General features: G+C 48.1%; 12 protein-coding genes. All 12 read left to right on the forward strand.

The window, feature by feature from the left end; all coding sequences use genetic code 11:
* Positions 1–44: 44 nt before the first annotated feature.
* Complete coding sequence (locus AC6I3O_RS01565) at positions 45–1,940, forward strand: VirD4-like conjugal transfer protein, CD1115 family (RefSeq protein ID WP_044991285.1); 1,896 nt, start codon at positions 45–47, stop codon at positions 1,938–1,940.
* 136 nt (positions 1,941–2,076) lie between these two features.
* A complete protein-coding gene (locus tag AC6I3O_RS01570) occupies positions 2,077–2,325 on the forward strand; it encodes a hypothetical protein (protein WP_044991253.1) in 249 nt (82 codons plus the stop codon).
* A 101-nt stretch (positions 2,326–2,426) separates the two neighbouring features.
* On the forward strand, positions 2,427–2,642 hold the full coding sequence (locus AC6I3O_RS01575) for a Maff2 family mobile element protein (RefSeq protein ID WP_004083202.1): 216 nt from the start codon (positions 2,427–2,429) through the stop codon (positions 2,640–2,642).
* Positions 2,643–2,663: 21 nt separating this feature from the next.
* Complete coding sequence (locus AC6I3O_RS01580) at positions 2,664–3,536, forward strand: VirB6/TrbL-like conjugal transfer protein, CD1112 family (RefSeq protein WP_004083199.1); 873 nt, start codon at positions 2,664–2,666, stop codon at positions 3,534–3,536.
* Positions 3,537–3,556: 20 nt separating this feature from the next.
* Positions 3,557–4,456, forward strand: coding sequence for a radical SAM protein (locus AC6I3O_RS01585; RefSeq protein WP_004083196.1), 900 nt, complete (start codon positions 3,557–3,559; stop codon positions 4,454–4,456).
* Positions 4,457–4,837 (forward strand): PrgI family protein, encoded by a 381-nt coding sequence (locus AC6I3O_RS01590; protein ID WP_004083194.1) that lies wholly within the window; start codon positions 4,457–4,459, stop codon positions 4,835–4,837.
* Positions 4,815–7,592 (forward strand): VirB4-like conjugal transfer ATPase, CD1110 family, encoded by a 2,778-nt coding sequence (locus AC6I3O_RS01595; RefSeq protein WP_300809705.1) that lies wholly within the window; start codon positions 4,815–4,817, stop codon positions 7,590–7,592. Before AC6I3O_RS01590 ends, AC6I3O_RS01595 begins: the two co-directional genes overlap by 23 nt.
* Positions 7,589–8,383, forward strand: coding sequence for a class B sortase (locus AC6I3O_RS01600; RefSeq protein ID WP_004083190.1), 795 nt, complete (start codon positions 7,589–7,591; stop codon positions 8,381–8,383). Before AC6I3O_RS01595 ends, AC6I3O_RS01600 begins: the two co-directional genes overlap by 4 nt.
* Before the next feature lie 71 nt (positions 8,384–8,454).
* Positions 8,455–11,040 carry a C40 family peptidase gene (locus AC6I3O_RS01605; RefSeq protein WP_004083184.1) on the forward strand — a complete coding sequence of 862 codons (2,586 nt, stop codon included), beginning with the start codon at positions 8,455–8,457 and terminating at the stop codon, positions 11,038–11,040.
* 86 nt (positions 11,041–11,126) lie between these two features.
* Entirely contained in the window at positions 11,127–11,525 is a 399-nt protein-coding gene (locus AC6I3O_RS01610; protein ID WP_004083182.1) for a DUF4315 family protein, read from the forward strand.
* On the forward strand, positions 11,525–12,271 hold the full coding sequence (locus AC6I3O_RS01615; protein WP_004083180.1) for a CD1107 family mobile element protein: 747 nt from the start codon (positions 11,525–11,527) through the stop codon (positions 12,269–12,271). Before AC6I3O_RS01610 ends, AC6I3O_RS01615 begins: the two co-directional genes overlap by 1 nt.
* Positions 12,271–14,397, forward strand: coding sequence for a DNA topoisomerase III (gene topB / locus AC6I3O_RS01620; RefSeq protein WP_004083178.1), 2,127 nt, complete (start codon positions 12,271–12,273; stop codon positions 14,395–14,397). Before AC6I3O_RS01615 ends, topB begins: the two co-directional genes overlap by 1 nt.
* The last annotated feature ends 73 nt before the right edge of the window (positions 14,398–14,470 follow it).

Raw genomic sequence — 14,470 nt, forward strand, 5'->3', positions numbered from 1 at the left:
CAGCAGAGAAAAAATCTGTGCTGTTGTCCGGAAAATTAAAAAGCATGATCTGGGAGAAAATGCCGCCTGTAGATACGAAACGTCTGGTAATGCTGAATATCCCCTATGGAATTGTGTTTTATCTGGTGGATAAATTAGCGTGGCTGTACCGCCATTGTGTAGGGGATTCCCTGATAGAAAAGTCGATGGCGCTGTTCTTAAATTTTCAACTGGCGTTTGAGAATCCGGTTCCGAGTATTCATGGGGGTGATCTGCTGGCCGGAGTAATCGGAGCTGTGGCAGTAAAGGTCATGGTATATCTGAAAGGCAGAAATGCAAAGAAGTACCGGCAGGGAGTGGAGTATGGATCTGCAAGATGGGGAACGCCGAAAGACATTGCCCCATATATAGATCCGGTCTTTGAGAATAACATCCTTTTAACGCAGACGGAACGCCTTACCATGAACAGCAGGCCGAAGCAGCCAAAGTATGCCAGGAATAAAAATGTAATCATTATCGGAGGAAGTGGAAGCGGCAAGACACGGTTCTATGTGAAGCCGCAGCTCATGCAGATGACGCCGAATGTCAGCTATTGTGTCACTGATCCAAAAGGCACAATCCTGGTCGAATGTGGGGAGATGCTGAGGCGTGGCACACCGAAAATGAAAGACGGGAAAGCGGTACGGGATAAGGATGGAAAAGTTGTTTATGAACCGTATAAGATCAAGGTTTTAAATACCATCAATTTCAACAAAAGTATGCATTACAATCCGTTCCGGTATATCCGCTCGGAGAAAGATATTTTGAAGTTGGTGAACACTATTATTGCAAATACGAAGGGGGAAGGAGAAAAATCTTCCGAAGATTTCTGGACGAAAGCAGAGCGGCTTTTGTACTGTGCATTGATTGGCTACATCTATTATGAAGCGCCAGAGGAAGAACAGAACTTCTCTACGTTACTGGAGTTTATCAATGCTTCGGAGACGAGGGAGGACGATGAAGAATTTAAAAATGCTGTGGACGAACTGTTTGAGGAACTGGAACAGGAGAAGCCGGAACACTTTGCGGTACGGCAATATAAGAAATTCAAGCTTGCGGCGGGCAAAACCTCAAAAAGCATACTTATTTCGTGCGGAGCCAGATTAGCACCATTTGACATTGCGGAACTGCGGGAGCTGACTTCTTATGATGAAATGGAACTGGATATGATCGGGGATCAGCGCACGGCAATGTTTATTATCATCTCCGACACGGACGATACCTTCAATTTCCTTGTGGCAATCATGTATACCCAGCTATTTAATTTATTGTGTGACAGGGCGGACGATGTGCATGGCGGCAGGCTTCCTTACCATGTAAGGCTGTTGTTGGATGAGTTCAGCAATATCGGGCAGATCCCAAAGTTTGACAAGCTGATCGCAACGATAAGGAGCAGGGAAATATCAGCGTCTATTATTTTACAGTCGCAGAGCCAGTTGAAAACCATCTATAAAGATGCAGCCGAGACAATTTTAGGTAATTGCGACACCATGTTATTCCTTGGGGGCAAGGAAGGCTCTACCTTAAAGGAGATTTCTGAAAATTTAGGGAAGGAGACGATAGACCTTTACAACACCTCGGATACCCGTGGGCAGAGCCGTTCTTATGGATTAAATTATCAAAAAACAGGAAAAGAATTGATGAGCAGAGATGAGCTTGCCGTTATGGACGGGAATAAGTGCATCCTACAGCTGCGTGGGGTGCGCCCGTTCCTGAGTGACAAGTTCGATATTACCAGGCATAAGCGGTACAAGCAGTTATCGGATTATGACAAGAAGAATGCCTTTGATGTGGAGGCGTATATGAAACACCAGTTAAAAATCAGGATGAAGGAGGAATTTGATCTATATGAAGTAGACGGAAGTGAGGAAACTGCAGAGGGAACAACGGAGCCAGCAGACGGGGATCGGCAGGGGGCATAGACAGGGAAGCTATTCTTTTTGCTGTATGTTAGGCTTGAACTTTGCGACACGATGTCGCAAAGTGGGTTCCATGCAGAAATATTCGTTTGAAACTTGGCAGAAGAAAACTTTACGACACGATGTCGCAAGGTAGATTTTGAAGCATACAAAAAAGTTTACGACACGGTGTCGTAAAGTGGATTTTGTAAGGCGCAGGTATGAAGCATATCCAGAAGAGAAAGTTTGCGACATCGTGTCGCAAAGTCAGAAAGGGGAGATAATGGTTTTTACTATTAAGGCAGTAGGTCAGGAACATATCCTGCAGCCAATCCGGGCAGAGCCTATGATTGGGGAAAACAGCCCATTGCACAAAGAAAATAATACAACAATAAAAAAGAAAGGATAAACCAAATTGGAAAGGGCGAACCGTCAGGAGATACTGGCGGTTTTTTTGTTTGTGCAAAACGGTAAAATCCGTGAAATTCTGATTTTGGTTTCAGGTATAATATGGCATTTTTTACATCAGCAATCGGAATCTTAAAAACATTGGTCGTGGCGATCGGAGCCGGGCTTGCAGTTTGGGGCGTGATTAACCTTCTGGAAGGTTATGGTAATGATAACCCTGGCGCAAAATCGCAAGGGATCAAGCAACTTATGGCCGGAGGCGGGGTTGTCCTCATTGGTACACAGTTGATCCCTCTTCTTGGAAATCTGTTCAGCTAATAAAGGAAAGGGGATTCATTCATGTTCGATGGCATTTTTGAGGCAATCGAGGAGTGGATGAGGGAGCTTTTGACCGGGATGGTAACGTCCAACTTGACGGAAATGTTTTCGGATGTCAATGAGAAAACCGGGGAGATTGCCGCACAGGTTGGACAGACGCCGCAGGGATGGAACGGGAGTATTTTCAGCCTGATACAGAATCTTTCAAATTCGGTGATCGTGCCGATTGCAGGCATGATTATCACGTTTGTCCTCTGCTATGAGCTGATCTCCATGCTGACGGAGAAAAACAGTATGCATGAAATAGATACATGGATGTTTTTCAAGTATTTTTTCAAGATGTGGGTGGCTGTGTATCTGGTCAGCAATACCTTTACCATAGCGATGGCGGTCTTTGACGTGGGGCAGCATGTGGTGAGCGCCGCAGGCGGCGCCATCAACGCACAGACCGCCATCAACATAGATACCATGATAGAGGCAATGGAAACGGCGATGGAATCTATGGAGATCGGGGAGCTTGTAGTGCTGGCCCTGGAAACCATGCTGGTCAGCCTGTGCATGAAGATTATGTCCGTGCTTATCACGGTGCTTCTGTATGGGCGTATGATAGAGATCTACCTTTACACTTCGGTTGCGCCAATCCCTTTTGCCACCTTCTCCAACCGGGAATGGGGGCAGGTGGGGAACAACTATTTCCGTGGGCTTCTGGCGCTTGGGTTCCAGGGGTTCTTTATGATGGTGTGCGTCGGCATTTATGCGGTGCTGGTGTCAACCATTCAGATTTCAGACAACATGCACTCGGCGCTGTTCGGGGTGGCGGCATATACCGTAATCCTATGCTTCAGCCTGATGAAAACAAGCGGACTAAGCAAGGCAGTGTTCAATGCGCATTAGACAGCAGGAAGGAGGATTTTTTGAAGATTGGACTGATAGACGTGGATTCCCATAACTGGCCGAACCTGTGTCTGATGAAGTTATCGGCTTACCATAAGGCGCAGGGAGATTCTGTGGAATGGTGGAAGCCCGAAGGCTGGTATGATGTGGTTTATAAAAGCAGGGTATTTACAGACATATATTCCAAAGATACATTTATGGTTGAAAACGCCGGGGAAGTAATCAGGGGCGGCACAGGCTATGGTTTGAAAGAAAATCTGCCGGATGCTGTCGAGCATAGTTACCCGGATTACAGTTTATATCCGCAGTTTCCCGATACGGCGTATGGCTTTTTAAGCCGTGGATGCCCCCGGAACTGCGGATTTTGTATTGTCAGCGGCAAGGAAGGGAGAAGGAGTGTACAGGTCGCTGATCTTTCTGAATTTTGGGATGGGCAGAAAGAGATAAAACTGATGGATGCGAACCTCCTGGCCTGCCCGGAACATGAAAAGCTGATACAGCAGCTTGCAGAAAGCCGTGCCTGGGTGGATTTCTCCCAGGGGCTGGACATCCGCCTGATAAACCCGGACAATGTTTCCCTGCTGAATCAAGTACGCACAAAGATGGTGCATTTTGCATGGGATAACCCGGACGAGGATCTGACAGGATATTTCCAGAGATTTTTGGAACTGACGGCAGTGAAGGATAAACGGAAGCGGCAGGTCTACGTGCTTACGAATTATGGGAGCAGCCATGAGCAGGATTTATACCGTGTGGAAACCTTGCGTGATATGGGATTTTCGCCATATGTGATGGTTTATGACCGTCCAAGTGCGCCGAAAATTACCCGTCAGCTTCAGCGCTGGGTGAACAACAAGCGGATATTTTATACAGTAAAGGATTTTGCGGATTATGCCGCAGGCAGGAAGGAGGCTGTTTAGATGGCATTTGTCAGTGTGCCGAAAGATTTGACGAAGATTAAGAATAAAGTGGTCTTAAACCTTACAAAGAGGCAGCTTGTCTGCCTTGTGGCTGCGGCGGCTGTAGGGCTGCCTTTTTATTTCCTCACGAAAAATTATATCGGGACAAGTAATGCGGCAACGGGCATGGTGCTTTTCATGCTCCCGGCATTTTTGTTCGCCATGTATGAGAAAGACGGGATGCCGCTGGAGAAGGTTCTTTTGAATATCATCAATGTGAAGCTGAAAAAGCCGGCAGTCCGGAGGTATGAAACAAAAAATATCTACGAGATGGAGGAAAGAAAAATAGGGACAAAACAAAAGAAAGGGGGAGGGACGCATGGGAAGAAAAAGAGAAAATAGGCAGCCGGTCCGGGTGACGGGTAAGGAGGATGCAATCAATCTGGATGACTGGCTGGACGAGCCGGAGGATGATTACATAGATTTTGAGAACAATCCCGCTTATACCGGGACGGGCGGCAGCACAGGAATCAACAGGAAACTCACCCGACGTGAGAAAAAGGCGATGGAGAAAGCGGCGAAGGAGGCAGAGAAGTTAAGGAAGATCCAGGAGGAAGCAGACCGGAAAGCAGAATTGAAAGCCGCCCGTGAAGCAGAGAAAGAGGCAAAGAGGGAGGCGGCAAGGCAGAAAGCGGAGAAAAAGAAAGCCGCTTCTAAGAAAAAACCACATCCGGCATCGTCGGCACAGAAATCCAGTACAGGAAATACGGCAGCACATAAAGGCAGGGATACGGCAAAAGCGAAAAAAGCAAAAGAGAAACAGATTTCTGCACAGCAGTCAATCCCCTACCGGGAGATGGCGAAGGACGGGATCTGCCGAGTGCAGGATAAATATTATTCCAAAACCATCCGTTTCTATGACATCAATTACCAGTTGGCGCAGAATGAGGACAAGAACGCTATTTTTGAGAACTGGTGCGACTTCCTCAACTACTTCGACAGTACCATCCATTTTCAGTTGTCGTTCGTGAACCATTACAGCAACATGAAAGAGTTTGAATCCATTATCCAGATCAAGCCGCAAAACGACGATTTTGACGATGTACGGATGGAGTATGCGCAGATGCTGAAAAACCAGCTTGCGAAGGGCAACAACGGGCTTGTCCGCACGAAGTATATTACGTTTGGGATTGAAGCGGACAACATCCGGGAAGCAAAGCCAAAGCTGGAACGGATTGAAGCGGATATTCTGAATAACTTTAAGGTGCTTGGCGTATCGGCCTATCCCCTGAATGGGGAGGAACGCCTGCAGGTGCTGTATGAAACTTTTAACCCGGAGGAAAAAACGCCGTTTCAATTTTCTTATGATAACGTGCTGCGTACCGGGATGGGGACGAAGGATTTCATTGCGCCCACCAGCTTCGTATTTAAGAATGGGAAGGACTTCCAGATGGGGGATACCCTTGGGGTGGCATCCTACTTACAGATACTTGCCCCGGAGCTGACGGACAAGATGCTTGCGGAATTTCTGGATATGGACAGGAACCTGATGGTGAATCTGCATATCCAGTCCTTAGACCAGATGAAGGCAATCAAGCTGGTGAAAAGCAAGGTAACGGACATTAACCGGATGAAGATTGAGGAGCAGAAGAAGGCAGTGCGTTCTGGGTACGATATGGACATTATCCCTTCCGACCTCAATACCTATGGCGGGGAAGCGAAGCGGCTGTTGGAGGATCTGCAGTCCAGGAATGAAAGGATGTTCCTTGTGACCGTGCTGTTTTTAAATACAGCAAAGACAAAGCAGGAATTAGATAATGCCGTATTCCAGACGGCAGGTATTGCACAGAAATACAATTGCTCATTACGCCGGTTAGATTATATGCAGGAGCAGGGATTGATGAGCAGCGTCCCACTGGGATTGAATCTAATCCCTATCAAACGTGCGTTGACTACCACATCCACGGCAATTTTTGTCCCGTTCACCACACAGGAATTATTTATGGCAGGGGAATCGTTATATTATGGCTTAAATGCGCTGAGCAACAACATGATTATGGTAGACCGGAAGAAGCTGAAAAACCCGAATGGGCTGATACTTGGTACGCCCGGCTCTGGAAAATCTTTTTCAGCGAAACGGGAAATTACCAATGCTTTCTTTGCCACCCAGGACGACATCATTATTGGAGATCCGGAGGGCGAGTATTATCCACTTGTCCATGCGTTAGGCGGGCAGGTGATCCATATTTCAGCCACAAGCCGGGACTATATTAATCCGATGGACATCAATATGGACTATTCGGATGATGATAACCCACTAGGCGTAAAGAGTGATTTTATCTTATCCTTGTGTGAGCTGATCATGGGGGCAAGGAACGGCATTGAAGCGGAGGAAAAATCGGTGATTGACCGCTGTCTGCCAATCGTGTACCAGAAATATTTTGAACATCCCGTGCCGGAGAATATGCCGGTACTTGGGGATTTATACCAGTGTCTCCGGGAACAGAAGGAAGTGCAGGCACAGCGGATTGCAACAGCGCTTGAAATCTATGTGAACGGTTCCCTGAAAGTATTCAACCATAGGACAAACGTGGAATTGGAGAACCGCATCATCTGCTTTGACATTAAGGACTTGGGGAAACAGTTGAAGAAGCTGGGGATGCTCATTGTCCAGGATCAGGTGTGGAACCGGGTGACGGTCAACCGTGCTGCACGAAAATCCACCAGATACTATGTTGACGAATTCCATCTGCTTTTAAAAGAAGAACAGACGGCGGCTTATTCAGTGGAGATCTGGAAGCGTTTTAGGAAATGGGGCGGCATTCCGACGGGAATAACACAGAACATAAAAGATTTGCTGTCAAGCCGGGAAATTGAGAACATTTTTGAAAACTCGGACTTTATTTATATGTTGAACCAGGCGGCGGGGGACAGGCAGATACTGGCGAAGCAGCTCAATATTTCCCCACATCAGTTATCTTATGTGACGAACAGTGGAGAAGGTGAAGGACTGATTTTTTACGGGAGTACCATAATCCCTTTTAAAGATAAATTCGATAAGTCGTTACGCCTCTATGCTTTGATGACAACAAAATTGTCGGATTTGGAGGAAAGCCGGGAAAAACGGCCTGCCAGAGATCAGAAAGGCGAAGCATGAAACAATGGATTGCAAGAAAAATATTGCTCTGCTCCCTGCTCCTGCTAAGCATCAGTGGGTATTTTCTCGCAGATATGCTTATGCAGGAGAGGAAGGATGATGCATTGCAAGAGCAGTTGAAAGAAATATATGAAAAGTCTGGCAATGGGGAGACGGAAGGGTTATCAGAGGAAGAAACAAATGATGGAGGTAGGGATACCGGGGGAGATTCTTCTCCGGTTCATCCGGGCCTGCTTGCGCTGCACAGGGAAAATCCAGATTGTATCGGATGGATTCAGATAGAGGGTACAGTGATTGATTATCCGGTTATGTACCGTCCATCGGAAGAAAACTATTATCTCCATCGGGATTTTAATGGGGAGTATTCTGCAAACGGCTGTCTGTTTCTTTCCGAGCTGTGCAATCCAGCTACAAGTGATAACTTGATTATCTACGGACACCATATGAACAGCGGGAAGATGTTTGCGGCACTGGAACAGTACAAGGACAGCGCATTTTATCTGGAACATCCATTGATTTCCTATGACACATTGCATGGCAGTGAAACGTATCAGGTTTTCGCTGTATTCTGTACGCCGGTATATACAGGAAATGATTTTCCCTATTATACATTTACAAAGGCGGAGGATGCGGCAGATTATCGGGAATATATCAAAGAAGTTAAGGAACGTGCGTTGTACGATACAGGAATTTCAGCAGTTTTCGGGGATAAGCTGCTGACGTTATCCACCTGTGAGTATTCCCAGAGGAACGGAAGGGTTGTGGTAATGGCGAAAAAAATCAGCCAGTAAGAAACAGATTGGTAGATCCTGATACTTTGCGACACCGTGTCGCAAACTTGGATGGTGAAAGGAACAGCGATATGCGGGAACAAGAGTTTAAAGCAAGAGATAAGACAGTCAATAAAATGAGCCGTGACGGTTTGGTTGAGGAAAATCTGCAGAAGAAAGATTCTGTCCGGATAAGCCAGAGGGAATTGGATAATCTGACACTGCCGGGGCAGGCGGCAGATTCTGTCAATTTCCAAAGGGAAAAAGCGTATTCTATTGGACGGGGGCAGAAGGACAGCATTTCTTCCAGTGCGGAAAATCCCTCAAAGGCAAGCAGGCAGCAAAGGCAGTCCGCAAAAAAGCGGCGGCTGTATGAAGCACATACAAAGAATCCTTTGTCTGAGCAGGCAGGCGATCCGTTATCCGGATTGCCCGTGCAGCCGGAAAACCATACATATTTCGCACAGGAGCCGGACGGCAACGGAGATACAGAACCGGAAATCCCGGAGACAGAATCAGCCAGGGGATTATCGGGACATTCCTCACGCATGGAGAGTATCCGGGGGCATCCGTCCAGCGGAAGGAACTATGTGGAAGCTGTGGCAGAGACAAGCCACAGCCGGAAGAAAAAGCAGGTGCAGGCGCAGTTCCGTAAAGGGGATGGACAGCAGGCAGGCGGCGAAGCAGGCAGTAAGGATTCTCGGAAAAATGATGCCCATTACAGGGAGACGCCGGAAGATGCAGGGAAAACCTTAGAGTCTGTCCGTGAAAATATTAAGAAAAAGCAGAAGCGGGAGCGGCTGCATAATGAGCAGAAAAAGCAGGAATCCAGGATTTCCTTCGGTGACGATGAAAGCGTTATGGTGCATGGTGCAGGTATGGGGATCGGTAGAAAAGCTGCGTCTGCGGCATCACATTCCATGTCAGCCTATGCACACGGGAAGGTGCATGAAGCGGAGCAGGATAATTCTGCGGCAGAGGGGGCACACCGGGCAGAGGTCATGGCGGAACATTCTTTGCGGAATGCCATGCGTACCTCCCGCCGGATGGTGCAGCGGAAGCTCTCCCGGTGGAGGGAATCCCCGGAAGGGGAAGGGGTGAAAATCCGCCTGCAGTTTGAAGCTTCACAGGAAACGGCAGAATCGGCGGGGAAGCAGTTGGCAGAAACGGGGCAGGCAGAGAAAACAATCCGAAAAAAATTCTGGCAGAAACAGCGGATTAAAAAATCCTACCAGGCGGCAAAGAGGGGTGAGAAAACAACAGCGGAGGCGGCAAAAGCCACACAATCCGTATTTGACAAAATAAAAAGTAAGGCGACGTCCGTCTTAAAAAATAATAAAGGGATATTTGGGGCAGCGGCAGTCTTAGGGCTGCTTTTTTTGATGCTTTCTGCAGGCTTGTCAAGCTGCAGCGCTATGATTGAGGGAACATCTTCCAGTATTATTGGCTCTACCTATCCAAGCACGGATGAAGATATTTATGAGACGGAAAATGCGTATGCGGCATTGGAAGCTGGCTTAAACAGACAGATTAACAACATGGAATCCACACATCCGGGATATGACGAATACTGGTACCAGGTAGACGAGCTTTCCCACAATCCCTACCATCTGATTTCCTATTTCACTGCGAAATACGGGGAGTTTACTTATGAACAGGTAAAAGACGAGGTGGAAGAGATTTTCCGGGAACAGTACAGCCTGTATGTGGACGAAGTCAACGATACGGTGACGGAGACAAAAACCGTGCGTGTCGGGGAATCCCTGGGACAGGTGGTGACGAGTGGGTATTGTAACTGTTCCATCTGTTGCGGTGTATGGTCAGGAGGGCCGACGGCCAGCGGCGTATATCCAACGGCAAACCATACGATAGCGGTGGATGCCGCCAATCCCTTTGTGCCGATGGGTACGAAGGTCGTGATGAACGGCGTGGAGTATGTGGTGGAGGACACAGGGGCGTTTGCCCGGTATGGGGTGCAGTTTGATGTTTATTATGACAGCCATTCCGCTGCGTCCGCACATGGGCATCAGACCTGGGAAGCGTTTATTGCGGACGATAACGGCAATCAGGAAGTGGAAGTGACCACGACGGAAGTAATCAACCGCCTGGAAGTGACGCTTACGAACCACAATCTGGATGTCGTCCTGCGGAGCCGTATGGATGAAAATGAGGAAAAGCGGTATGACCTTTACAACGGGACTTACGGCAACCGGAATTACTTATTTGACGTGGGGAGCCTGCCCGGTGGCGGCGGTGCGGATGGATATGGTTATGAGATTCCATCCGAAGCATTGTCGGATGAAAAGTTTGCAAGGATGATCCATGAGGCGGAAAAATATTTAGGCCGTCCTTATGTTTGGGGCGGAGCTTCGCCAAGTACCGGGTTTGACTGTTCCGGGTTTGTCAGTTGGGTCATCAATAACTGTGGGAATGGATGGAACGTAGGGAGGCAGACGGCGGAAGGATTGCGTGGGTGCTGTGCCCATGTACCATCTTCACAGGCAAAACCGGGGGATCTGATATTCTTTCAGAACACCTACCCGACATCTGGAGCAAGCCATGTGGGGATTTATGTTGGCAACAACATGATGATCCACTGCGGCGACCCAATCCAATATACAAACATAAGTTCTGCATACTGGCAGCAACATCTACTCGGATTTGGAAGGCTGCCTTAAAAATACAGTTTTGGAGAGACAATAAAGTTTGATAAAAACGCATGAACAATGACAATTATATTTGATAAAGAAAATGGGGTGGCGATATGAACAAAAAGCTGCGGCGTGTCCTGGACGAAATCCAGAAAACGGAAAAGAAGATTGCCGCATGGCAGGAGCATTTGGGAGAGCTGAACGTCCAGAGGGAAATGCTGGAGGATGCGGAGATATTAAAGAGCGTCCATTCCATGCGGCTTGGAAGCTGGGAACTGCTGTCTGTCCTGGAGGGCATACAGCAGGGGACGGTGGTATTTTCCGAGAAGCCGGGAACAGATATGGATTCTGGTAGCGAAGAAAGCATGGAATCGGAGAAACTGGCCGGATCAGCAGAAAGCATGACGGAAACAACGGAGAATGCGGCAGAAACAACAGAAAACATAGCAGGGGAGTTATCTGCAGGACAGGGACTGCCGGAGGATGCGGCAACGGAGGGAGGATTTATATAATGAAAGATAAGATTAAAAAATATCTGATGGTAATTACGATGGTCGTGGGGATGATGTTCTCTGCGGCCATGCCTGCATTTGCCTATACGGGCAGTGCAGGGCAGACGGAAGCCGACACCACAAATGTTGGGACAGCGACAGGAAATAGCAGCGTGGAAAACGGAGATCCGGAGGATGCGCCGATTGCAGAGGAACCGTCAGACACAGAAGAACCAGAAGAGGAAGAATCACAGGGCAGGGTGCAGGGGACGCCGTTTTCTGTGCCTGGGAACGGGCAGTTGGTGGACGATATGGCAGACGATGAAAGCAAGCAGTTTTTAACTGTGCAGACTAAGAACGGCAATACCTTTTTCATGGTGTTAGACCGCTCCAACAATACAGAGAATGTCTATATGCTGTCCATGATTGATGAAAATGACCTGGCAGAATTTATTGGGGACACAAAGGAAGACCCAAAGCAGGAGCAGCCTTCCGTAATCATCCCGGAAACAGAAAAGCCGTCTGTACCGGAAGAACCAGAAATGGAGACAGAGCCGGAAGAAAAGGAAGGCGGCACGAATACGGGCGCCCTGCTTGCGGTGATTGTGCTTTTGGCTGGCGGCATCGGCGGATATTATTATTTTAAAGTGGTGAAACCAAGGCAGGAAGAGGATGAAGAGGACAATGAGGATTTGGAATTTTACGGCGGTGCATATGTCAATGAGGAGCAGGACGATTCTGAGGAAGAAGAGGAGGATGATGAATAATGTTTTTGGTCATTGCCGAAAAACCGAGCGTATCACAGAGCCTGGCCAGGATTCTTTCCGTTACGGAACGGGAGGACGGCTATCTGTCAGGGGAAGACTGTATTGTAAGCTGGTGCCTGGGGCATCTGGCCGAGTATGCTTCCCCTGATTATTATGATTCCAGATATGGGAAATGGGAGTTTGCAGACCTACCCATTGTGCCAGGGCAGTGGGAGTTAGACGTTGCAAAAGATAAGAAAAAACAGTTTGCGGTCTTAAAAAAACTGCTGAACCGGAATGACCTGGATTACGTTGTCAATGCCTGTGACGCAGGCCGGGAAGGGGAACTGATTTTCAAGCGTGTCTATGACCTGTCGGGCAGCAAAATCCCGGTCAGGCGGCTGTGGATTAGCTCTATGGAGGACAGCGCAATTCAGGAAGGGTTTGCCAATCTGAAAGATGGGGCGGAATACAAGAACCTTTGCGAAGCCTCCATATGCAGGGCAAAAGCGGACTGGCTGATCGGGATGAACGCAACCAGGGCATTTACCACAAAATATTATAAGCGATTGACGGTGGGGCGTGTCCAGACACCCACGCTGGCAATGCTGGTGGAGCGGCAGGATGCCATTGACGGGTTTGTGAAGGAAGCCTATTACAAGGTGGCGGTTGAGGGGGATGGGATTCGTGTCATATCAGAATCTATTAAGGATGAAGCGGAAAGCATTGCCCTGGCTGAAAAATGCAATGGGAAATCCGCAGTTATCCGCAAAGTGGAGAAAATCCAGAAGAAGAGCCAGCCGCCGAAACTCTATGACCTTACCACGCTGCAGAGGGAGGCAAACCGTTTCTTTGGATATACGGCGCAGGAAACATTAAGGGAGCTGCAGGAACTGTATGAAGCAAAGTTAGTCACCTATCCCCGGACGGACAGCCAGTACATTACAGCAGATATGGAGCAGACAGCTTTAGAATTGTTAGAGCTGTTACCTGAGTTACTGCCTTTCTTACAGGGAGAATCTATCGGGGAGAATATAGGGCGCATTATCAATAATGATAAAGTTTCCGACCACCATGCACTGTTACCGACAAAAGAGGCGCTAGGGCAGGATTTTGAAGAATTATCAGAACGGCAGCGGAATATCTTCCGTCTGATCGGGCAGCGTCTGGCACAGGCAGTATCCGAAGAATGCATTTATGAGGAAACAACAGTCACAGCATTGTGTGAGGGGCATGAGTTCTCCGCAAAAGGGAAGGCAACAGTCCAGCCAGGGTTTAAAGGCATTGAAGAAGCCTTCCGTAATGCTGTGCAAAAAGGAAAGCCAGCGGATAAAGGCAAAACAGATGACACATTCTCCATTCCGGGAGGATTGCGGGAAGGGATGGAGATTGCAGAAGTCCGTGCAGAGAAGAGCAGGCATTTCACATCAGCTCCGAAGCCGTACAGCGAGGACACACTGCTTTTAGCGATGGAACGGGCCGGGAATCAGGATTTTGATGAAGATACAGAGAAAAAGGGACTTGGCACGCCTGCAACCAGGGCATCCATTCTGGAAAAGCTGGTTTCCTCCGGCTATGCAAAGCGGAACGGGAAGCAGATCCTCCCGACTGCAGACGGGAAGGAACTGATTGCGGTGCTGCCGGATTACCTAAAGTCTGCATCTATGACTGCGGAATGGGAAAATAAACTGCTCCTGATGGAGAAAGGGCAGATGGACAGCCGGGAGTTTTTGCGGGAGATTACAGATTTGATTGATACGATGATTGCAGGCTGCAGCGCCATATCCGGGGAAGAACAGGGCCGTTTCCATCAGAGGGAAAGTGTTGGAATCTGCCCGGTATGCGGGAATCCTGTGTATGAGGGAAAGAAGAACTTTTACTGCAGTAACCGGGAATGTGCTTTCTCCTTGTGGAAGGAGAACCGCTATCTATCCGGTATGAAAAAACTGGTGGATAAGAAGATGGCGGCAGAGCTGCTGGAGAAGGGGCGTACCCATGTGAAGGATCTCTATTCACAGAAAACAGGGAGAACCTTTGCGGCAGACCTGTTGATGACGGCAGAGGATGGACGTGCGAATTTCAGCCTGGAATTTCCGAAGAAAAAGGGAAGCGGGAAATCCGGCAAAGGCAGTGGAAAACAGAAATAAAAAGCAGAATAAGGGTACATGCCGCTTTTGTGTCTGGAAAAGTATTGTTGGATAAAAAACTTTCAGGCACAGG

Source organism: Sporofaciens sp. St.21A7 (assembly GCF_059728535.1).

What these genes read in the sequence shown, in the direction of transcription:
- AC6I3O_RS01565 (WP_044991285.1), top strand. Translation starts at nt 45, where the DNA reads ATGATCTGGGAGAAAATGCCGCCTGTAGATACGAAACGTCTGGTAATG.
- AC6I3O_RS01575 (WP_004083202.1), top strand. Translation starts at nt 2,427, where the DNA reads ATGGCATTTTTTACATCAGCAATCGGAATCTTAAAAACATTGGTCGTG.
- AC6I3O_RS01580 (WP_004083199.1), top strand. Translation starts at nt 2,664, where the DNA reads ATGTTCGATGGCATTTTTGAGGCAATCGAGGAGTGGATGAGGGAGCTT.
- AC6I3O_RS01590 (WP_004083194.1), top strand. Translation starts at nt 4,457, where the DNA reads ATGGCATTTGTCAGTGTGCCGAAAGATTTGACGAAGATTAAGAATAAA.
- AC6I3O_RS01595 (WP_300809705.1), top strand. Translation starts at nt 4,815, where the DNA reads ATGGGAAGAAAAAGAGAAAATAGGCAGCCGGTCCGGGTGACGGGTAAG.
- AC6I3O_RS01600 (WP_004083190.1), top strand. Translation starts at nt 7,589, where the DNA reads ATGAAACAATGGATTGCAAGAAAAATATTGCTCTGCTCCCTGCTCCTG.
- AC6I3O_RS01605 (WP_004083184.1), top strand. Translation starts at nt 8,455, where the DNA reads ATGCGGGAACAAGAGTTTAAAGCAAGAGATAAGACAGTCAATAAAATG.
- AC6I3O_RS01610 (WP_004083182.1), top strand. Translation starts at nt 11,127, where the DNA reads ATGAACAAAAAGCTGCGGCGTGTCCTGGACGAAATCCAGAAAACGGAA.
- AC6I3O_RS01615 (WP_004083180.1), top strand. Translation starts at nt 11,525, where the DNA reads ATGAAAGATAAGATTAAAAAATATCTGATGGTAATTACGATGGTCGTG.
- topB (WP_004083178.1), top strand. Translation starts at nt 12,271, where the DNA reads ATGTTTTTGGTCATTGCCGAAAAACCGAGCGTATCACAGAGCCTGGCC.